Source organism: Pedobacter sp. PACM 27299 (assembly GCF_001412655.1).
In the GTDB taxonomy this organism is placed as follows: Bacteria; Bacteroidota; Bacteroidia; order Sphingobacteriales; family Sphingobacteriaceae; genus Pedobacter.
Genome location: NZ_CP012996.1, coordinates 4862002 through 4882039, shown reverse-complemented (window position 1 = coordinate 4882039; position 20038 = coordinate 4862002). Strand labels below are relative to the sequence as shown.

Below are 20038 nucleotides of genomic sequence, written 5' to 3'. Positions count from 1 at the left end.
CTTATGAAAACTAACGTTTTAAAATATATATCGATTTTGCCGGCATTGCTAATGTTGGGCACTGGATGCCAGAAGTTTGAAGATATCAATTCGAATCCGGATAAGACGACAGAGGTCAGCTCTTCTATCCTGGCCACAGGAATGATTCTGAACATTACCAAATCTGAAATCGCCAATACGAAGGGTTTCATACAACCCTTTTTATTAGCTAAATACATCACCTGGGGAGAAGGTCAGGAAAACCTGCAGTACAATAGGCTGGGGAGAGCAGATTTTACCCGCCTCACCGTTTTGCGCAACATTCCGCCAATGGAAAAATATGCGACAAGCGATGGATTGAGAAAATCTTATCAGGCTCTGGGTCATTTTATTCGTGCATGGCAGTTCTTTAATGCCAGCATGCAAGTTGGAGATGTACCGTATATAGATGCCATTAAAGGAGAAAGTGAAAAAGTGCTGCAGCCAAAATATGATTCCCAAAAAACTGTGTTTCTAGGGATCTTAAATGAGCTGGATCAGGCCAATCAATTGTTTTCCGAAGGCGTTAATTTTGAGGGCGATCCAATTTATGGCGGGAACATAGACAATTGGAGAAGGCTGACGAATAGCTTCGAACTTCATGTCTTGATGAATTTGTACAAAAAAACAGGAGATGCAGAGTTAAAAGTAACCGATCGTTTTAAAGATATCGTAGCCAATCGCCCGCTGATGAGGGATTACAAAGACAACTTTGCATTAGCTTATAACAATGTTGCCGGACAAAATTACCCCTGGTCGGATGTGCCGGCAGGTTCAGGAAATTCATTTGTAAAATCCAATTATACGATGCTTTCCGATAACTTATTAGCACCAATGAAAGCCTCAAAGGATCAGCGTTTATTTTATTATGCGAAACCATCAGCCATCAAAATTACTGCCGGACTATTGGCCTCAGATTATAATGCTTACCCTGGCGTAGCACCTTCTGATGCTTTTTCTAGTCTGCAGACCCGTAGGGTAGGAAAGGATTATGCAGATTTAAATAACCGTTATGTGCAGTTGGTGAATGCAGAAGCAGTGAGCTTATTCAGCTTTTGGGACCAGCAATTTATCCTGGCAGAAGCGAGTTTAAGAGGATGGATCAGCACTGCTACTGCACAGTCTTATTATGCTTCAGGCATCAGCAGTTCAATGACTTTTGTAGCCTCAAGTACGCCGGATATGGCCGATTATCACCACAATATGAAAATGGATGCGGCCTATATTTCGTCCTTTCCAAATTCTGCAGGTGTAGCACTATCAGGAAGCAATGCACAGCAGCTGGAACAAATTATCACCCAAAAATACCTGGCTAATTTCTTACATGGGGGCAAGTATAGTGCCTGGATGGAGAACCGAAGAACGGGCTATCCGGTCTTTACTTTAAACAGCAGTACCAACTTAAATACACCTACTACTAATTTCCCATTGCGCTGGCTTTATCCTGCCAATGAACTCGATTATAATGCAGCCAATGTTTCAGCAGCTATTCAGAGTCAATATGGTGGTAGTGATGATGTTAATCAGACGATGTGGATCTTAAAGTAAGATTTTATGTTATATTTATAATACGGTAAATTCTATGTAAATACCTAAACCAGAACGGCCAATGACACAAAGCAAGGGTTTAAAAAAAACACTGACTCCTTTTATGTTATGGGGACTTGGCGTTGGATATGTCATCTCAGGAATGTATTTCGGCTGGAATCTCGGCCTTGAAAAAGGAGGGACCGGAGGGATGGCCATTGCCACCCTTGCCATCATGCTGATGTACATTACTTTTACATTTAGTTACGCAGAGCTGGCATGCGCAATTCCTAAAGCAGGAGGCGTATTCGATTATGCAAAAAGAGCAATGGGAGAAAATATCGGCTTTATAGCCGGTATTGCCCAAATTGTCGAATTTATATTGGCACCGCCCGCAATCGCTTTTGCGATCGGTGCCTATTTTAATGCTTTCTACCCCCAGGTACCTATTCTTACCAGTGCCATTTCCATCTATTTCATCTTTACTGCACTGAATGTGTATGGCGTAAAAGCAGCAGCTTCATTTGAAGTGATCATCACGGTTTTTGCCGTTGGCGAATTACTGCTGTTTTCTGGAATTGCCATGCCGAAGTTTGAAATGCAAAACCTCACACACAATGCCCTGCCCAACGGTTGGAGCGGGGTATTTGCAGCACTCCCTTTTGCCATCTGGTTTTTTCTGGGGATTGAAGGAATCGCAAATGTAGCTGAAGAAACAAAAAATCCTCAAAGAGACATCAGCAGAGGGTTCGGATGGGCAATTTTTACACTGGCGATTTTGTGTGTCCTGGTTTTTGTGACGGCAACAGGGATTGCCGGTTGGGAAGCCATCGTTTATAAAAACGGAATGAGCGGTGAGACTTCGGATTCGCCACTTCCACTGGCATTAGCGAAAATCACCGGAAATGACCATTTGATGTATCATTTATTGATTACAGTTGGTTTGTTTGGACTGATTGCCTCTTTTCATGGATTGATTTTGGCCGCAGGACGCTCCACTTATGAGATGGGACGTGTGCATCATATTCCTTCGTTTTTAGGGAAAATTTCCCCGAGATTTCATACGCCTGCAAATGCGCTGATCGGGAATATGCTCATCGGTATTCTGGCGCTGCTTTCAGGAAAAACTTCGGAAATTATTATCGTTTCCGTCTTTGGAGCACTCACACTTTATATCATCTCGATGATCTCCATCATGATTTTAAGGAATAGAGAACCCAATTTGCCGCGTCCATTCCGACTGCGTTTCTATCCTTTGTTCCCAATTATTGCATTAATCATCGCCAGTATATCCATCATTGCGATGTTTATTTTTAATCCTAAACTGGGCTTGATCTACTTCTCCATTTTAGCGGTTACCTTTTTATTATACAGGACTTTTAAATCTGCAGATAAATGACAACAGAAGAAATTTTAGCTTATGTAAAACAACATCCCTCAGGTAAAGTAAAAGTGGCTGTTGCAGATATTGATGGGGTGCTGAGGGGTAAATATATTGCAACAGAGAAATTTCTCTCTATTCTGGAGGGGAGGTTGGGCTTTTGTGATGTCACCTTTGGCTGGGATATGGGTGATGTTGCCTATGATAATGTTCGTTTTACAGGCTGGCATACCGGTTATCCTGATGCTCAGGTGAAATTAGACCTGCAAACCTTCCGTAAGATCCCCTGGGAAAATGACCTTCCTTTTTTTCTTGGTGATTTTGTGGATGAGCAAGGTAAAGCCTTGTATACTTGTCCGAGGCAATTGCTTATTAAAATACGTGCAGAGGCTGAATCCCTAGGTTTTAAGCCTTATTTTTCCCAGGAATTTGAGTGGTTTAATTTCGCCGAAACGCCAGAATCCGCCCATCAGAAAAATTTCCAGCAGCTCCAGCCTTTAACGCCTGGAATGTTTGGCTATTCCATCCTGCGAGGCAGTTTGAAAAATAGTTATATGTCGGACCTGTTTGAGCTCCTCTGCAAATTCGGAATTCCTATTGAAGGACTGCATACCGAAACTGGACCGGGCGTATATGAAGCCGCCATTAAGTACGCAGGGGTGTTGGAGGCCGCAGATCAGGCGGTTTTATTTAAAACAGCAGTGAAAGAGATTGCTTACCAACATGGTATCATGGCCACTTTTATGGCTAAAATCAATGAAAATCTTCCTGGCTGCAGTGGCCATGTACACCAAAGTTTATGGGATTTAAATAGTAAACAAAATCTGTTTTATGAAGAGAAAGATCCTTCTAAAATGTCGGCGATGATGAACTCTTATATTGCCGGACAGCTCCATTGTTTACCCTATATCTTACCCATGATTGCACCGACGATCAATAGTTATAAAAGATTGGTGGAGGGTGCCTGGGCACCTACAACTTTAACCTGGGGAATCGACAATAGGACGGTAGCCTTACGCGCATTGCCTGGGCATTCTAAAACCACAAGGTTGGAAACAAGGGTGGTAGGTTCAGATACGAACCCATACCTCGCCTTATCGGCCTGCCTGGCTGCGGGACTGTATGGGATCAAGAATAACCTGGTATTGGATAAAGCGGCAACCACCGGAAACGGCTATCTGGATGTTTCTAATGGCATCCTTCCAGGTAGTTTACAAGAGGCGACCAGAAAAATGAAGGAGTCGCCTTTGGCCGCCACTTTATTTGGAGCCGACTTTGTTGAACATTTTACGCTGACCAGGGAATGGGAATGTAAGCAGTATGCTAAAGCTGTGACCGACTGGGAGATGAAAAGATATTTTGAAATTATTTAAATTCGTTGAGCCATGATATTTGATAAAATACACCAATTTAATTTTCCGACTACGATTCGTTTTGGTGCAGGTGTCATCAGAGAATTACCTGCCTATTTAAAGTCCAATGGGTTACAACGTCCCTTGCTGGTCAGTGATCCTATAGTGGCGACGCTGCCTTTTTTTAGCAGTATTGTAGCCGACTTAAGAACACAGGGTTTTTCCGTGGTAGTTTTTAGTGATATTCATAAAAATCCAGTGAAAAGTGATGTGTATAAAGGGACAGAGGTATGGGATGAAGAGGATAGGGATGTAGTGATCGGAATTGGCGGTGGGGCTGCTTTAGATGTAGCCAGAGCTATAGTTCTAAGGGTAAACCATCGCGAAGACCTGTTCAAATATGATGATTTGATTGGTGGAGATGTGTACGTGACCAATGAAGTACCGCATTTTATTACGGTACCTACTACTTCTGGTACAGGAAGCGAAGTAGGCAGGAGTGCCATTATTTCTGATGATGAGACGCATCAGAAGAAGATCTTGTTTTCAGCTAAACTGATGGCGAAAATCGTGTTTGCAGATCCGCTTTTGACGATGGACTTGCCGCCGCACATTACTGCAGCCACCGGGATGGATGCGCTTACTCATAATATGGAGGCCTTCCTGGCTAAAAACTACCATCCGATGTGTGATGGAATTGCCTTGGAAGGGATTCATTTGATTAAAGATGCCCTGGAAACTGCGACTCATCGACCAGATGTAGAAAGTCGCAGCAAGATGTTGATGGCTTCTATGATGGGGGCAATTGCTTTCCAGAAAGGTTTAGGAGTAGTCCATTCTTTGGCGCATCCGCTTTCTTCCTTGCTGGATACGCATCATGGTTTAGCAAATGCCGTCAATATCCCTTATGGAATGGCCTTTAATATTGCTGGTTTCGAGGATAAATTTAAGCGCATCGCTAAGGTATTGGAGCTGAAAGAAGAAAACGGTGCCGCAGTAGTAAATTACCTTTTTGAACTCAATTCCAGTTTAGGAATTCCGCATCATTTGAGAGATATTGGTGTGGGAACGGAACATATCGATACCTTGGCAGATCTCGCTTTTGCAGATTTTGCGCATCCGAATAATCCTAAGCCAGTAAGCAGGGAAGATTTTAAAGCTTTGTATTTAGAAGCACTTTAGAAATTATTTGATCATTGTTAATGTATTTAATCCATGCGGAAAAAGATAGGAATTAGCTTCACAGAAGCAGGATTTCAAAATTATTGGAATTGGTTTAGCACTGCAGAACTGGCAGAAGATCTGGAATTGCTGGAACTCTCTTTTGAAAAGGGGAATACGAAAGATATTGAGCAATGCGATGGTTTTGTACTCACAGGAGGGATCGATGTAACGCCTTCAATTTCTGGTGGAGCAGAAGATTACCCGCATCGCCCAGCGGCATTCTCGCCGGAAAGAGATGAATTTGAACGTCAGATTTATGAATTTGCGAAAACAAAGCGATTGCCCTTACTCGGAGTTTGCAGAGGTATGCAATACATCAATATTATGGAGGGAGGAGCCGTATTTGATGATATTGGTGCGCCTGAAAATGAACTTCATAAAAAAGGAGAACTGGATAAAGCGCATGAAATAAAGGTGGTCGAAGGATCTTTGCTGGGAGAAATCACAGGAGAAGATTGTGGTATCGTGAATAGTGCACACCACCAGGCAGTGAATCCGGATCGTCTTGGTCAGAATTTAATGATCAATGCGTATGCGGTGTCGGGGAAAGGAATAGTGGAAGGTTTGGAGTATAAGGATAAAACGAACAGCGGTTTTATGATCGCTCTGCAATGGCATCCAGAAAGAATGAAAGAGAAAGAAAGTAATCCTTTCTCTCAAAAGATCAAAAAACAGTTTATTCAGGAAGTAAGAAATCAATTTATTTAGGATTTAGAACTCATCAGAAATGAATATCATCAATCCCGCTACAGAAGAAATTATAAAGACGGTTCAGGACGACAGTCCTGCTGCGTTACATGAAAAATATACGGTATTGCGTCAGGCTCAGAAAGCCTGGGGCTTGAAAAGCTTGTCGGAAAGGCTGGCAGTAGTGCAGCGCTTTTATGATTTATTGGCTGAGGAAATTGAAAATCTGGCAGCAGTTTTAACAGCCGAAGTTGGTAAGCCTTTGGCGCAATCCCGCAATGAAATTAATGGAGCCAGAGCAAGGATACTTTGGATGCTGGACAATGCTGCGCGTTACTTATCTGAAGAATTGATCAGCGATACTGAGGCTATGCAGGAAAAGATTTCTTATGAGCCGCTGGGTGTGATTTGTAATATTTCGGCCTGGAATTACCCTTATCTCGTTGGCGTAAATGTATTTGTACCGGCACTAATGGCAGGAAATGCGGTGATGTATAAGCCCTCAGAATATGCGACTTTAACAGGTTTGGAAATTGAGCAATTATGGGAAAAAGCTGGATTGCCTTCCGGCGTTTTTGAAGTCGCTATTGGTGCTAAAGAAACAGGACAAGCTTTACTGGAACTGGATTTTAATGGTTATTTTTTTACCGGTTCTTACCGTACCGGAAAGTATATTTATGAAAAGGTGGCGCATAAAATGGTGCCTTGTCAGCTGGAATTAGGAGGAAAAGATCCGCTGTATGTTGCTGATGATGTACTGGATGTGGCTGCTGTAGCTGCAGGAACTGCCGATGGTGCCTTTTATAATAACGGACAAAGCTGTTGCGCAGTAGAGCGGATTTATGTGCATGAGGATGTTTATGAGGCATACGAAGCTGCATTTTTGAAAGAAGTACAATCCTGGAAAATAGGTTTACCTACAGAAGAAGGCGTTTATATAGGGGCCTTAACTAGAAAAGAACAATTGAATATATTGGAAGATCAGGTGCAGGATGCCTTGTCAAAAGGTGCAGCCTTGCTGTATGGAGGAAAAGAAGAGCGGGTAAAGGTTATTATTTTGAGCCCACAGTATTGGTCAATGTGACGAATGAGATGAAAGTGATGCGCGAAGAAAGTTTTGGTCCTATTATCGGTATCATGAAAGTAAAAGATGATGAGGAAGCTTTAATCTTTATGAAAGATACTGCTTATGGCTTAACAGCAGCGGTATATTCCCAGGATGTGGATCGGGCACAGCGGATACTTTCTGATATAGATGCTGGTTCTGGATATTGGAATTGCTGCGATCGGGTAAGTGCAGGTTTACCATGGAGCGGGAGGAAGCATTCTGGCTTTGGCGCTACGCTTTCCCATCAGGGATTTAGGGCTTTTGTGAAACCCAAAGCCTGGCACCTGAGGAAGTCCTAAAGTTGATTACGGTTTGATCAGCAAGATCTCAATAACAGCAATTATCGTTTTCTTTGTTGGGAAGACCATAATTGCTGTTGTTTTTTTATAGAGCTACTGTTTATTTTTTAGTTTCTTTTCTAATCACTGGTGCAATCTCTGTACCCAGTAATTCTATGGTTTTCAAGACCTGTTTATGCGAAATTGATCCGGTAACCAGTTGTGCCAGGAACCTGGTATTCTGGAAGAGTTCATACTGATGCATGATTTTATCAATCGCTTGCTGCGGACTGCCGACCACTAATGGTCCATCACTGCGTAAATAATCGAATTGTTGTCTGCTCATCGGCGACCAGCCTCTGTCTTTTCCTACGCGGTTCATCAATTGCTCATAAGAAGGGTAAAATTCGTCGGCTGCCTGCTGTGCATTTTCTGCGACGTAAAACTGCGAACTGATGGCCAGCTGAAGTTTAGCGGGGTCATGACCGGCTTCTGCAGCAGATTTACGATATAGATTGATAAAAGGCACGAATTGTTCTGGCGGACTGCCCAAGATCGCTACTGCCATAGGGAGGTTCATTCTTCCTGCGCGCTGTGCAGAGGCAGGAGTACCGCCTACGCCAATCCATATTGGGATAGAAGGTTGTATCGGACGGGGATATACTCCTCTTTTTACAATTGATTTCCTATGTTTTCCTTGCCAGGTGACGATTTCTTCTTCATTGAGTTGCAGCAATAAACCTAGCTTTTCCCTGAAAAGGTCATCATAGTCATTCAGATTGTACCCAAATAAAGGAAAGGATTCTGTAAATGAGCCTCTTCCTGCAATGATTTCTGCCCTTCCATTAGAGATGAGGTCTACGGTAGCGAAGTTTTGGAAGGTCCGTACCGGATCTGCTGAGCTCAATACGGTCACAGCACTGGAAAGTTTAATTTTTTTAGTAATGGCTGCTGCGGCTGCCATCATAATTTCAGGGGAGGAGATGACAAAGTCCGAGCGGTGATGCTCTCCGAATGCATAAACATCAAGACCTACTTCATCTGCAAGTTTTACTTCTTCTAATAATTCCTGAACTCTTTTATGCGCGTTAACGGCTTTTCCTGCTACACCATCTGGTTGTAGTTCTCCAAATGTACTGATCCCAATTTCCATTATATAAATTTAATATGCTTTGCTTTTATACGTTTTATACCTTCTGCTGTTATCTTATTAAGGCTTATTCCCTTGTGATTTAAAATAGAGGAATAGTCTTAAAACAGCTTATGTTTTTAATTAAACTTGGATTTTCTCACCTGAACTCATTTTCAACGCTAGATCTCAAATCGTAAAGCAACCATTGCTGCTGGTTGATGGTCGATTTCTCGGTAGCCAATAATTTAATAAAATCTTTAACGCCAATAGGCTCATTGCCGTTTCCATGAATCAGCACAAGACTTCCGGCATGACTCGCCTGTCCCTTTGCCAGCCAGGCATCACTTCCAATGGGTATAAGGCCATAACTTGTCACCTGATTCACTAATTTTTGATCAGATACCAATCCTGGAAATCTGAAGAAAACCGAAGGTAGTAATCCCCGCTCAATCATGGCTTGTTCCAGACCTAATATTTCAAAATTAAGGTCTGTCCCTGGTTCCATTAGGAAGTTGATATTTAAAGGCGCTTTTGGGTTGTAATGGTGGTTGTAGGTGTGGTTGGTCCAGGTAATATCCAGGTCTCCGGTTTTTTGAAGTTCCTGTAGCCAGCGGATATCATCGGCATGGCTGAGCATAAATTTTCCCGTAATTGATAAAGCGACAGGAACTGGTCGCTCTTCTTTTTGAAAGGCAGCAATCAATGAGGTAAATATGTTTCTGTCTAATGGTTTATGAGAAGGACACAAGTCTATGGTTAGTGTTATCCCTTTTTCTTTGGGAAAGCCATGGATAATTCCCGCATCCTGAAGATTCAGCGATTGCTCCTGCGCAGTTTGAAGCGCCTTGTAATAAGGGGTATTTTTGAGGAATGTTCCGAATTCCTGAAAGGTAATCGGTTTTACTGCTACCTGTCTGCTGCTGATGATTTGTGTTTCCAGGGTCTGTGGATTTACAATCAGATAGGATTGCTGTGCGGCTTGGTTAAATTGCCGTAAGATCAATATATTTTCCCCTGCGTAACTGCCAGTTGCATAGTAAGTTTTGTACTGCTGTATTTCGTTTTGAGCCTGTGAAAAAAGACAGAAAAAAAGAAGCAGGAGTGTGCTGTATAATTTTATCATTTGTAAATGGTAAAGATTCCTGAATCAAGATAGTAGTTTATGTTCAGAATGTGATCCCTGGTTTTATTTATCATGATATATATTCCGATCTTTGGAAAATCAATGGTTCAAACTAAGTTTTGACGCCATTTAATTGATTTATTACGAAGACACTACTGCTAAAAAGTAACATCAGATGACGGAAAAAGAATATTTAGATTATTGCAATGCTCAGGTAACTGGCGAATTAAAAGAAGAAGATTTGATCTTAATGCTGACTGCCTGGGGGCATATTAAATATTCTATAGGATATAATCAGGCATTAAAGGACAATGATATTGAGTTGAAGGTGGATAGGGAGAACCCTTAATCTTAATCACATGCTTGCCGCAGACTTGTGGGGCATTTCATAAAATGATGCTCATATTAGCGATTTGAATGGGTTAAAATGGAAGAAATCGGGTATTTTATTCTGGAGGAGAAACCTCAGGAAACTGCCAGTCTGATGATAGAACTTCTAAAATAGCTATGATAGATAATCCCTTCTTTTTAGTGGGGGATTATCTACTGTCAGAAAACAGATTAAACTATTAGAATGCTGGAAAAGAACATTTGCTGACTAATTATTATTGATTAATTCCTCATCGAATAATTCAAAAAACAGATTCTGTAATTTATGGACATGCTGCAGTGTTTTAAAATCACCGGTATCGTCATTTGCCGGAACCTGCTTATAGCAATCATAATACTCATCTTCTTCTACATGAAATAGGAAGAAGTTGAAATCTTCATGCTGATAATATCCGCCACCATTATCTTTAAATCCTAACCGGTTTACTAGCCAATCCGCATTGATGAGAATAGGGTTTACCTGATCATGGCTGCATTCCATCAATTGGACTGGATCTTTGCTGTTTCCCTGGTAGGCTATCTTTTGATTAGGCAGGATGCCAAGTACTTCGCAAGGATTAGCAAGCCCGTTGAGGATTTCATTATTTGGGAATACATAATTACCAATTCTTAGTTCGTTTACATTCATATCTATTTGTAATTATTGTAATTATTGAAATTTTGTTAATTTACAGCTCGGGTTACCGTTTATTCTAATTATTTAACATTCGCTTTAAAAGCATGAAAATCACGGTGAAGCTTTAATAACTCTGCTTTTAGCGACTCTACTTGCTGGCTGAGTATTTGTTGATTGGTTTCCAGTGTTTTGATGTCTTTGATCAAACTTGCTTTCTCTGGGGTATGTTTTCTATTTCCTTTACCTGTGTAAAACCATTCAAAAGAGATATTGAATACCTCATGGAGCTTTTTGACAAAGTCGATGGGAATATTTAACCGGTTATTTTCATACCTGCTGATGACAGAATGATCTAGGCCGAGACTTTTTCCAAACTCTTCCTGGCCCATCTTTTCTGCTTTTCTGAATATCTTTAACCTTTCTGCTGCTTCTGTGGTTTCTTTTATTTCTGCCATTTTTTGAAGAGTTACTTAGCCCTTGATCTAAAAGTACATTTGATTAATTATCGCTTTTGTAAGACATTGACAATGTTAAACATTTGTTTGACGTCGTCTAGTTGAACATCAAAATCAGGATATCTTTTTTTATCAGGATTAAGGGAATGACAGGTAATGATGCCAGTATCCGTATCATGATGTGTAATTCTTTTGGTCATGATGCCATATTTTTTATGAACGATGATGTAGTCTTTGAATCTGTGTGTGTGGAATTTGCTGGTCCACAGATGCTGTTGTATTTCTCTTCCGGTAACAATACTTCCGTCGCTGATGCTTTCTTTGGTATTGTCATCCATGCTGTCTCCTACAATTTCAAATGCTCTGTATTGACCTCGGTGATGTTTGTCCACTATAATCGTATGCTTTGGTAATTCTTCTAAATATTCGGGATCTTTGTAGCCAGGTAAATATCCGGCATATGCATATTCATTAACTAAGGGAACAACCATAATGTATTTTCCTTCTCCAAGGTCAATAAATGGAGTTTCTCCCACCTCTAAAGGGTAATGTATCTCTCCAATAAAGGTACTGTTTTCTTTTTGGGAAACACTAGGCTCCAATAACATTTCTCCATCTCCTTCTTCAAACCATTTTCTGGATACCCCCAAATTATCTTCTAGCTTTTGCCCCATTGTTTTTGGTGCTTTTTCGCTTTTAAGGATTTCTGAAACATAAGATTTAGACATTTTGATCGCTTTTGCGAACTCGCTGTCGTTTTTAAATTTAAAAAAACTGATAACTTCTCTCAGTCTCTGGAATTTATTTGAAATTTTTTCTTCTTGATTCACAGATTGTTATAATTTAAGTATCGTAAAAGCGAACGTTTGTGTTTTGATAGTTCGTAATTACGAACTATATTTGATTCACTGATTCGGCAAATATAAATATAAACGTGGCTTATTAACAATTTTAAACTCATGATAAATATGGAAACTACTTTGAAACCAGAATTAACACCTGAATTGGAAACATCAGGGGTTCCAAATCCAGCGCCTGAAAGCGGAACTTCTCCATTAAGATATTGTTCGGTAAAAGGAGAAAGCGAACTGATTTCTCCGAAGGCTGATGTAGCATCTAATCGGGCGGAAGTGCTGGAACATTTTAATTACACGACCTGGGAGTCTAAGGTTGAAAGTCTGGAAATAGGGGGACAATTTGAGTGTTCATTTGAGCAAATGGGGCTGATCAGACTGATGATTAGCAGGGTGATTACTTTTAAATATTCCGATCGGATTTTTGATGTTCAGAAATCAGAAATACTTGGAGAAGAAATCTTGGTCGTTAAAAGGTTGGAGGATAGGTATGACAGATAAACGCTCTAAAATCAAAAAACTGCAGCAAAGAGTTAAAGTACTGGAGGGAATGCTGTTGGAAGAGGTTTTAAAAAATGATTTGTTATGTCAGAAATCAAATGCACTGATCAGCTTATTCATGGTTCCTCGTGGTAAGATAAAAAGTGTTATTAGCCTTCAGGAAATACTATAAAAATAGCGTATGAACAAACAAACATTGAAACCTGCAATAAAGAAAGATGATCTTCAGACCTTTATTTTGTTATTCGATCCTGGAAAATATAAAAGACTGAAAAATGGGATTGAATTGAGGGGGCAGCCAGATCTGGAAAGAAATGTTGCCGCTGCAAAATTACTGATCTTTAAACTGAAGCTAAACCTCATGGTCATTTCAAATGCGAACATGGCCACTTACCGTGCATTTGAAGTAAATAATATATAAAATTTAATTTTAAACGGAGTATTTGTGCAAAAAGGAACTATTGCGCACAAAACATCCTTATCATCAATAATTATGGAATACAGTTCAAAATTAATGGTTGCAGTATTGCGCAAAGAGTATCCTGAAATTGCACAGGTCATCACAGAAAAAATTAAAGATACTTTACCCGAGGAACGGTTAACGGATCTTTCTAACATAGAACGAATTGTTTCTACATTTAAAAAGATCAAAGGAATTGAAGTAGATTCCTGGACTAATGGAAAGGGCAGGGTAAACATCACTTATGAAAGGGAATTGCTGCTCGCTGTTCTTTTGTTATTTTATGATCCAGAGAAGATCATGCAGCTGGTACGGAGGAATACCTTACCCGGACTTCTGAAACAGGCATCTGCCCTGATTGGGACTTCTCAAGAGGTCCTCAGTATGTCTATCCCCGGTGTGATTGTTGCATTCAAAGCTTATGAGGACTTTAGAGAAGAAGTTTATCGTATTTACGACCTCATTAGAATTGAAAATGAATTTTTCGACTGATATACTTTATAGTATAACGTTCATAAAACCTTAAAAAACAAAGGTATTGATATTTGAAGTACCTTTATATTCAATCTCAGCGAAAGCTAAAAAGAAAACAAATTCTAGTATTCAGCAGCACCTGCATCTGGCTTAACGCCATTTCGCAGAGGGCGTTCAATTGCAATATATTTAATCAAATAATACAATAATAATATCAAAATTATGACTTCAAACACAGTGATCAATTACACTACAGCATTAGAAATTTCTGCTATTCTTGGTAAATGTACCATCAAATCTTTAGGGGCCGAGCTTTTATTCCCTGTGATTAAACTTAAGACAGATTTATCCTTGGCCACCAAGAGATTTCATGAAATCAGAGAGGCCATTTATAAGGAAAGTGGTTTAGTATTTAATGCGGATGGCACACTAAGCGGCGCCACAGATATCGAGGAAGTAAATCAGGTAAGCCAGGCGCTCAAAAGATTAAGTGAGGATGAAACCGAGGTCAGTTTGGCGGCTTTAAAGCTGCTGAAGGAAAAACAACTGGAGGATTTATTTGCAGAGAATTCTACATTAACGACCAATGAACTGGAAGTATTGATGTTAATGCTGGCTTAATCTTTTCCTTTTAGCGGGTTGAGTTCCTATTGATGCTGGTTTCTTGTTGACCTCATCTTGTAAAATTAAAATATTGTGGTGTGGCGGATACCTCCTGGTATCTGCCAATAGATGAAAAATGATGATAAGTTCAGAACAATTAAATGCAAAATATGGAATTCCCAATGCAAATGGTATAGGCTATTTAACTACGATTGAACTTCCTTTTGAAATGAGAATTGCCTGGCAAAGAAGTTCTTACGTCACTAGGATTCAGTGTCATAAACTGATTGCTGAGCCACTGGTGGCTACTTTCGACGATATTCTGGTCCATTATGGGGTTCAAAAGATTGTCGAATTGGGAATAGATTTATACGGCGGATGTTTCAACTATCGCTTTATGCGTGGCAGTACACAAACCTTATCCCGCCATTCCTGGGGAACGGCTATTGACCTGGATCCGGATAGAAATCTGTTGAGAGAGAGTTCGAAAACGGCAAGATTTGCCAGGTCTGAGTATAGGGATATGATCGATATCTTTTACCAGCATGGCTTTCTTTCCTTGGGCAGGGAAAAGAACTACGATTGGATGCACTTTGAAATTGCGAAATAGATGGAACCGATGCATACTAATAATCCAGACCCTAACCAGGATCTTATTGACAGAAAGACGGCTTGGATAGAGAGGATGTTTGATCGTTTATTTATGGCGGTTCAACAGAATCCTTTTGCCACCATGCTCATTCTTTCTGTAGGATTAAATTTCTGGCAGTACAACATCAATAATGAAATGAACCGTCTGCGGATTCAGGACATTACTATGCTAAATGAGAAGATAAATCTTGCAGTGGTTACTGGTGTTCAGCGGGAACTTCCCAGGCAATTGGCGCCTTACAAAGAGCAGCAGGATAGCAATAGCAGGAAGTTGGACACTTCTTTACTCAACTTAAATGGAACTGTAGAGTCCGTAAAGAAATATTTTAACAAAAATAAGAAGAGATGAAAAAGAGAATGATAACCACAGTGATGGTATTGGTTCTGTGTGTATCCGGGGTGTCTTCAAACCGACATTTTTCCCAAAAAATACCTGCAGGGTCTTATGGTACTCCAATGAATAAGAAGCTCGACAGCATAAACCTTAAAGCGGCAGAACTAGAACTTTTAATCAGAAAATTATGAAACATTTTTTAAACTATATTTTATGCTTTTTAGTGCTTGTGCTTTCTGGTTGTGGAATGTTTAGGAAGGTTTCCATAGACCAGACGGTTGACCGTTCGGAGGAGCGTAAAATACATCGTTTGGATTCAACAGCTGTGATTAGAGACCAATCGGTGATCCAGATTAAAGTAAATGCGGATACGGTGGTTACTCTGGCTGGACAAGAAATTAGTCAGGCGAGTTATTTTCAACTGGATAGTCTGCTGAATGGAATTACGGCGATAAAGAATGAGCTTGTAGATGTCAGACTGATTTTAAATCCACAAACTCAGCGGCTAACGGTGTCGGCGGTTTTAAATCCGAGGCATATACCCATCAAAATCCAGAAGGAAACGCTGATCCATAAAGACTTACACACTAGTGTCGGAAGTTCAGAAAGCTCATTTTCAGCATCAGAAGTGACGAAATCCACATCGGTAAAACTGAAAGAACCTGGTCAAATTCAATATTGGCTGATAGCCATGGTTGTGCTGATCATTGCAGTCACTTTTGTATTCATGATTGGAAGAAAATAGTCTTTCCAATCTAATTATTAACCCCTTTTTTTACGATAAAACAAATTAAAATGACAGTAAACAACTGCTTGTTTGGCCCTGCCTTTTCCATTAATGGAGATGCGTATTTTAGCGACAAAGGCGCTAATTTCCAGGCTGTATTTAACAGTTCTTCAGATCAGGGAAAGGTGCTGACTTATCAATGGTACCTTAATGGTATGCTTGTGATTGATCAGAGTATCATAAATTTCAATGACAAGATCAGCTGTGGAACACATGAGCTTGGATTGAGGATTTTGACTGCCGAAGGGTGGTCAGGCATAAAATCAATTCCTTTTACGACCTGTAAAACTCGTACCTCAGTGACCCTATATGGTGCGGCTTCGGTAGATGCAGGCAGCAGCACCCAATATGAGGTACTGCAATTCTTCTCCGATGGGTCTCATCAAAATATTTCAGCGCATTACACTTTCTCGGCCAGTGCTGCGGGTTCATTTACCAAAAATACATTCCTCGCCAGCAAGGATCCAAATCATATTGTTGATGAGGAAATTACGATTTCTGCAGCGAAAACTGGTGCTGAAACTCTAACAAAACAGGTGATGATACAAAATGTCAAGCCGGTTACATTATTGTCTACTGAGATTTCAGGTCCGGCAAATGTAGATCAGGGCGGTCAAGCAAGATATGCTGTTATCGGTCATTATTCTGATGGAAGTCAGAAGGATATCTCCCAGGATTTTGTACTCGTTGCATCAGAGGGCTATTTCAGAGGACAGACCTATGTGGCTAGTTTAAATGGCATTGCAAATGAAGTAAGAGCAGTTAGTATCACTGCGATGAAAAATGGATTTGTACAGGTCAGCAGACAAATTAATGTACATATTGACCAAATGAAGTCGGGAGTACTGATGGTTGACTTCTACAATGACCCTAGTATGAACCTGGTTGCCATGATTGATACTCAGGTCATTTCTGGCTACCGCATACCAGCACATCAACATGCTAATATTATTCCTTCAGATACATTGTTGGCGGAAGATGCGCTGGTATTGGCTTCAGATCTTAACCAAGCCTCTTCAACAAATTGGAGGTTTGAATTTAACCTGGCAAAGCTGATCAGGGATAATCCGGGAACTGCAGATTTTGCATTTCAAATCAAAGGAAGGTCTGCTCATGCTAAAGCCGTTTCAGGAGCTTTTAGTCTTAAAACCAGATCCGCAAAAATGGCTATGAACGGAAGTGAAGGTACGTATATGCCAAATGTAATTGGAGGTGCGGATGTGGGGTCACCTGTGAATTTTAGTGCTCAGGTCTCTAATGGTGCTAATGGAGATTATAACTCTGATAATTTACCCCTGGTCATTAGTTTCAATTACAATGTGCCGAATTCTTTGTTGACCTATTCTTTAATACAGCCACCAATAGAAGTTGCTGAGTTTGATTATATGGCGGTCAGGTATCATTGGGAAGAGGGTGCAGGACAAGATCTTGATATTCTTGTTGGCTATGAAAAAACGGGAACGGAGTACGATGGTCGGTATGTAGGGTATGGCCAGGGTAATGTAATAATTCCATCTTTTGAGCTTGATGGATCTAAAGGTTATTTGTGGTGGGCAAGAGATAGTACCGGAATAAGTGGCTATGAAGGAGTCCTGGTTGGTATGAATAAATTTTTAGCAGCATATCCTTCTTTACCAGAGGTGGTTGAGGTTGGCTTATACGCCGCCTGGTATTCAGGTGCAGGAAGCGGAGATTTCAGTGTTGAACTGATCACTTACAAAGGTGGTACCATGAATACCCAAGGGACAGACTTCGTCAATATTGGAGGCAGGAAGATTTCTTCTAATCTCGTAATGATGAATACTAAGCTAAGAGTAGATAACTCGAAACTACCTTACAGTTACTTCAAAATAGGCACGCTGCGCTATAATAAACGGACAGCATCCGCTGTCATCTCAATTAATGAATCTACTTAATCAATTTTATGGCAACTAAAAATAGTTATAGGTCAAGGTTTTCACCAGAATCACACTTTTTTACGGATCCATCTGTAATGACTCAAAATGAGGCCCAAATATTCGGGCCGATAAACGACCGTGAATTTCGTCTGACCACCAAATTTAACGCCCCCGCGGCAACAGCCTTTGCAATCTGCAAAGGAATCGTATTGATACAGCCACAGGTTGGGAGTAGTGATAAGGTGAACCTAATTTTGCGACCTTATACACAACCGATCACAGGATTTAATATTAAATATTTCATCTATAGAGGGCTGGACAAAAGTAGTTTTTTTGCTGCTGATCAGGTCATTGAAAAATCAGATACTTCCTCTGATTTGATCAATAAGGTAAATAAGGATTTTCTCTCTTTTCATCAGAAGGAAAATGAACCAATACCCCCATTTCTGGCCAAGTACCTTGGATATAATCCATTGGTGCAGGAAGATGCGCTGATGATTGATAGCTTCTTTTTTAAAGAAACAGAGCTTGTTGAAGAGAACGGATCCTCTTCTGAAATTGATGCAACTGCTTTTGAACTGCCTCTGGTAGAAATGGGTGAGTCGTTGGGGAATTTCTCTGGAGCTGAGGCAGGTATTGATATCGTTTTGAATTATGGCGATTATCAGCTGCCATTACCAAATGAAGAGTTTGTTTTTGATCTGGCTTATGCCAGGGCGAAAGAAGCAGTGATCACCCTTGATAATAACCTGTCCGATTTTAAAAAGAAGGTTAAACGTGAACAGATCTTTCAATTTCTGGATGCAGCTGCATTTTTTGGTTTTCACAGTGATGGAGGGAAGGTTAAAATTGATCACAATGGTACAAAAGTTAGCAAAACTGCTGGAGCGATTTATGATGAGGTCATCTTTAATTTTAAAACGAAAAATAGGCTCTATCTATATATTCAAAGTGACAGGACGAGATCGTATAATTTTTACGGAAATTATACCATCTCTGAAGGGAATGCCAATTCAATTAAAATTGGAAACAGTTTAACGGGCTTAACAGAAGGTGTTTATGGAATACAGGGTTGGCCAATTATCATTAATGAAGCAGTTCAGGGGCACCAGGAGTCACGTAATAAATTGTTTTTACAATTGGTGACAGATAATCATATTAATACAATGCTGTATGGTCAGGTGGCAGAGATTGAAAATGCACAGCACAATAATTTTTGTAATGCGGAAGACCTGAGGTTGCCGGATTCTCCGGAAGGAATTCCCAGTTCATTTACGAAGATCATTGAACTTTCTAATCCAGCAGTCGGACCTGAGGGAGCCAAGGTAAATGTAGCATCTTTTAATATTTTGATATATCAGGGAAGAGTATATAATTACTTGAGGAGGCAGGTTCTTAATGATCAGAATCAGTCTATAGCAGTGTATGACCAACCCAATTTCTTTGATGAAGTATTTCATGGAATTCAAGCTATGTCGCTACTAAAAGCGGGAAATTATGGATATTACTTGATTTCACATCAAAAAATAAAATTGATCAACCATTATTATGGAAAAGAACAAAAAGGAATTTCTGCAGTTCAATCCGTTATTGTAAGAGATAGGATCAAAACAGGCACTGCTTATACTGGAAGGATAACTTACCTCACAGACTCAGTGGACCAGCTCAAAACAAATGTTTCCACAACGAGTAAAATTTCAACTGATATTAAAGGAATTTCATCCGTGTCTGCATCCAATGAGGATAACTATGAATACCAGCTCCCCGAGCCTTTTTATCATACGTTAAAGCCTTTTACAGACAATGCTCAGTTGATTAATGGCCTGATCCTGAATACCTCTGATCAGAGTATTCCGTCAAAGATAATTTTGGGACTTTCTGAAGTTGAAAATGAGTTGCTGAAAAGTCTGATTGCAGGTAAGAATATGTATAATTCCAGTTTGGTTCTTATAGATCTCTTTGAAGATGGAAGTGAGTTTATCTCGACTGAAAACATCTGGTTTCAAAAATACAAAGTAGGAATTGTTGGTGAAGAAAATGGACAATTAAAGCTTTATCTGCCTGAGAACGATATTATGGTATACTCATTAGATCGGAAATATCACTTCTCGGATGAATACAGCAAAAATGTAAAGGAAGAGGTAAAACTTGACCTGATTTTAGATTTAGATATATATATGTAATT

The 20038-nt window shown here is 40.1% G+C and carries 21 protein-coding genes and 1 pseudogene; 17 read left to right on the top strand and 5 right to left on the bottom strand.

Features of this window, described 5'->3' with window-relative positions:
* The first annotated feature begins 3 nt into the window (after nt 1-3).
* The 6 genes and pseudogenes from AQ505_RS20530 (at nt 4) to AQ505_RS20505 (ending at nt 7596) form a co-directional block, all read left to right on the top strand.
* Nucleotides 4-1566 carry a SusD/RagB family nutrient-binding outer membrane lipoprotein gene (locus AQ505_RS20530; protein WP_062549901.1) on the top strand — a complete coding sequence of 521 codons (1563 nt, stop codon included), beginning with the start codon at nt 4-6 and terminating at the stop codon, nt 1564-1566.
* 61 nt (nt 1567-1627) lie between these two features.
* The gene (eat, locus tag AQ505_RS20525) at nt 1628-2944 is read left to right on the top strand and encodes an ethanolamine permease (protein WP_082461657.1); all 1317 of its coding nucleotides are present in this window, start codon (nt 1628-1630) and stop codon (nt 2942-2944) included.
* Nucleotides 2941-4299, top strand: coding sequence for a glutamine synthetase family protein (locus AQ505_RS20520; RefSeq protein WP_062549899.1), 1359 nt, complete (start codon nt 2941-2943; stop codon nt 4297-4299). Before eat ends, AQ505_RS20520 begins: the two co-directional genes overlap by 4 nt.
* A 12-nt stretch (nt 4300-4311) precedes the next feature.
* Entirely contained in the window at nt 4312-5460 is a 1149-nt protein-coding gene (locus tag AQ505_RS20515; protein ID WP_062549898.1) for an iron-containing alcohol dehydrogenase, read from the top strand.
* A 33-nt stretch (nt 5461-5493) separates the two neighbouring features.
* Nucleotides 5494-6210 (top strand): gamma-glutamyl-gamma-aminobutyrate hydrolase family protein, encoded by a 717-nt coding sequence (locus tag AQ505_RS20510; RefSeq protein ID WP_062549897.1) that lies wholly within the window; start codon nt 5494-5496, stop codon nt 6208-6210.
* A 19-nt stretch (nt 6211-6229) separates the two neighbouring features.
* A pseudogene (locus AQ505_RS20505) lies at nt 6230-7596 on the top strand (aldehyde dehydrogenase family protein).
* A 100-nt stretch (nt 7597-7696) separates the two neighbouring features.
* On the opposite strand, the gene AQ505_RS20500 reads toward AQ505_RS20505, so the two are convergent.
* Nucleotides 7697-8728, bottom strand: a complete 1032-nt coding sequence (locus tag AQ505_RS20500; RefSeq protein WP_062549896.1) for an Atu2307/SP_0267 family LLM class monooxygenase — start codon at nt 8726-8728, stop codon at nt 7697-7699.
* Between the two features lie 136 nt (nt 8729-8864).
* Nucleotides 8865-9830, bottom strand: coding sequence for a polysaccharide deacetylase family protein (locus AQ505_RS20495; protein WP_062549895.1), 966 nt, complete (start codon nt 9828-9830; stop codon nt 8865-8867).
* Nucleotides 9831-10005: 175 nt separating this feature from the next.
* Between AQ505_RS20495 and AQ505_RS26500 the strand changes: the two genes are divergently transcribed.
* Nucleotides 10006-10179: a hypothetical protein gene (locus tag AQ505_RS26500; RefSeq protein ID WP_157262493.1), complete on the top strand. Its 174-nt coding sequence runs from the start codon at nt 10006-10008 to the stop codon at nt 10177-10179.
* A 249-nt stretch (nt 10180-10428) separates the two neighbouring features.
* Here the strand turns inward: AQ505_RS26500 and AQ505_RS20490 are convergent, their stop codons facing one another.
* The 3 genes from AQ505_RS20490 to AQ505_RS20480 all read right to left on the bottom strand — a co-directional run bounded on the left by AQ505_RS20490 (nt 10429) and on the right by AQ505_RS20480 (nt 12121).
* Nucleotides 10429-10848 carry a hypothetical protein gene (locus tag AQ505_RS20490; protein ID WP_062549894.1) on the bottom strand — a complete coding sequence of 140 codons (420 nt, stop codon included), beginning with the start codon at nt 10846-10848 and terminating at the stop codon, nt 10429-10431.
* A 68-nt stretch (nt 10849-10916) separates the two neighbouring features.
* The gene (locus AQ505_RS20485; RefSeq protein WP_062549893.1) at nt 10917-11291 is read right to left on the bottom strand and encodes a helix-turn-helix domain-containing protein; all 375 of its coding nucleotides are present in this window, start codon (nt 11289-11291) and stop codon (nt 10917-10919) included.
* Between the two features lie 47 nt (nt 11292-11338).
* On the bottom strand, nt 11339-12121 hold the full coding sequence (locus tag AQ505_RS20480) for a helix-turn-helix transcriptional regulator (protein ID WP_062549892.1): 783 nt from the start codon (nt 12119-12121) through the stop codon (nt 11339-11341).
* A 138-nt stretch (nt 12122-12259) separates the two neighbouring features.
* Between AQ505_RS20480 and AQ505_RS20475 the strand changes: the two genes are divergently transcribed.
* From AQ505_RS20475 to AQ505_RS20425, 10 genes are all read left to right on the top strand, one after another.
* A complete protein-coding gene (locus tag AQ505_RS20475; RefSeq protein ID WP_062549891.1) occupies nt 12260-12646 on the top strand; it encodes a hypothetical protein in 387 nt (128 codons plus the stop codon).
* Complete coding sequence (locus tag AQ505_RS20470) at nt 12636-12818, top strand: hypothetical protein (RefSeq protein WP_062549890.1); 183 nt, start codon at nt 12636-12638, stop codon at nt 12816-12818. Before AQ505_RS20475 ends, AQ505_RS20470 begins: the two co-directional genes overlap by 11 nt.
* A gap of 9 nt (nt 12819-12827) precedes the next feature.
* Complete coding sequence (locus AQ505_RS20465; protein ID WP_062549889.1) at nt 12828-13067, top strand: hypothetical protein; 240 nt, start codon at nt 12828-12830, stop codon at nt 13065-13067.
* A 72-nt stretch (nt 13068-13139) separates the two neighbouring features.
* Nucleotides 13140-13598: a hypothetical protein gene (locus tag AQ505_RS20460; RefSeq protein WP_062549888.1), complete on the top strand. Its 459-nt coding sequence runs from the start codon at nt 13140-13142 to the stop codon at nt 13596-13598.
* Between the two features lie 204 nt (nt 13599-13802).
* Nucleotides 13803-14201 (top strand): hypothetical protein, encoded by a 399-nt coding sequence (locus tag AQ505_RS20455; RefSeq protein ID WP_062549887.1) that lies wholly within the window; start codon nt 13803-13805, stop codon nt 14199-14201.
* A 118-nt stretch (nt 14202-14319) separates the two neighbouring features.
* Nucleotides 14320-14793, top strand: coding sequence for a M15 family metallopeptidase (locus AQ505_RS20450; protein WP_197286245.1), 474 nt, complete (start codon nt 14320-14322; stop codon nt 14791-14793).
* Complete coding sequence (locus AQ505_RS20445; RefSeq protein WP_062549886.1) at nt 14794-15183, top strand: hypothetical protein; 390 nt, start codon at nt 14794-14796, stop codon at nt 15181-15183. It abuts the gene before it with no gap.
* Between the two features lie 172 nt (nt 15184-15355).
* Nucleotides 15356-15913 carry a hypothetical protein gene (locus AQ505_RS20435; protein WP_062549884.1) on the top strand — a complete coding sequence of 186 codons (558 nt, stop codon included), beginning with the start codon at nt 15356-15358 and terminating at the stop codon, nt 15911-15913.
* A 50-nt stretch (nt 15914-15963) separates the two neighbouring features.
* Nucleotides 15964-17871 carry a hypothetical protein gene (locus AQ505_RS20430; protein WP_062549883.1) on the top strand — a complete coding sequence of 636 codons (1908 nt, stop codon included), beginning with the start codon at nt 15964-15966 and terminating at the stop codon, nt 17869-17871.
* An 8-nt stretch (nt 17872-17879) separates the two neighbouring features.
* Complete coding sequence (locus AQ505_RS20425) at nt 17880-20036, top strand: hypothetical protein (RefSeq protein WP_157262491.1); 2157 nt, start codon at nt 17880-17882, stop codon at nt 20034-20036.
* Nucleotides 20037-20038: the final 2 nt, after the last annotated feature.

Coding starts and splice junctions, on each gene's coding strand:
- AQ505_RS20530 (WP_062549901.1), top strand. CDS start 4: ATGAAAACTAACGTTTTAAAATATATATCGATTTTGCCGGCATTGCTA.
- eat (WP_082461657.1), top strand. CDS start 1,628: ATGACACAAAGCAAGGGTTTAAAAAAAACACTGACTCCTTTTATGTTA.
- AQ505_RS20520 (WP_062549899.1), top strand. CDS start 2,941: ATGACAACAGAAGAAATTTTAGCTTATGTAAAACAACATCCCTCAGGT.
- AQ505_RS20515 (WP_062549898.1), top strand. CDS start 4,312: ATGATATTTGATAAAATACACCAATTTAATTTTCCGACTACGATTCGT.
- AQ505_RS20510 (WP_062549897.1), top strand. CDS start 5,494: ATGCGGAAAAAGATAGGAATTAGCTTCACAGAAGCAGGATTTCAAAAT.
- AQ505_RS20500 (WP_062549896.1), bottom strand. CDS start 8,728: ATGGAAATTGGGATCAGTACATTTGGAGAACTACAACCAGATGGTGTA.
- AQ505_RS20495 (WP_062549895.1), bottom strand. CDS start 9,830: ATGATAAAATTATACAGCACACTCCTGCTTCTTTTTTTCTGTCTTTTT.
- AQ505_RS26500 (WP_157262493.1), top strand. CDS start 10,006: ATGACGGAAAAAGAATATTTAGATTATTGCAATGCTCAGGTAACTGGC.
- AQ505_RS20490 (WP_062549894.1), bottom strand. CDS start 10,848: ATGAATGTAAACGAACTAAGAATTGGTAATTATGTATTCCCAAATAAT.
- AQ505_RS20485 (WP_062549893.1), bottom strand. CDS start 11,291: ATGGCAGAAATAAAAGAAACCACAGAAGCAGCAGAAAGGTTAAAGATA.
- AQ505_RS20475 (WP_062549891.1), top strand. CDS start 12,260: ATGGAAACTACTTTGAAACCAGAATTAACACCTGAATTGGAAACATCA.
- AQ505_RS20470 (WP_062549890.1), top strand. CDS start 12,636: ATGACAGATAAACGCTCTAAAATCAAAAAACTGCAGCAAAGAGTTAAA.
- AQ505_RS20465 (WP_062549889.1), top strand. CDS start 12,828: ATGAACAAACAAACATTGAAACCTGCAATAAAGAAAGATGATCTTCAG.
- AQ505_RS20460 (WP_062549888.1), top strand. CDS start 13,140: ATGGAATACAGTTCAAAATTAATGGTTGCAGTATTGCGCAAAGAGTAT.
- AQ505_RS20455 (WP_062549887.1), top strand. CDS start 13,803: ATGACTTCAAACACAGTGATCAATTACACTACAGCATTAGAAATTTCT.
- AQ505_RS20450 (WP_197286245.1), top strand. CDS start 14,320: ATGATGATAAGTTCAGAACAATTAAATGCAAAATATGGAATTCCCAAT.
- AQ505_RS20445 (WP_062549886.1), top strand. CDS start 14,794: ATGGAACCGATGCATACTAATAATCCAGACCCTAACCAGGATCTTATT.
- AQ505_RS20435 (WP_062549884.1), top strand. CDS start 15,356: ATGAAACATTTTTTAAACTATATTTTATGCTTTTTAGTGCTTGTGCTT.
- AQ505_RS20430 (WP_062549883.1), top strand. CDS start 15,964: ATGACAGTAAACAACTGCTTGTTTGGCCCTGCCTTTTCCATTAATGGA.
- AQ505_RS20425 (WP_157262491.1), top strand. CDS start 17,880: ATGGCAACTAAAAATAGTTATAGGTCAAGGTTTTCACCAGAATCACAC.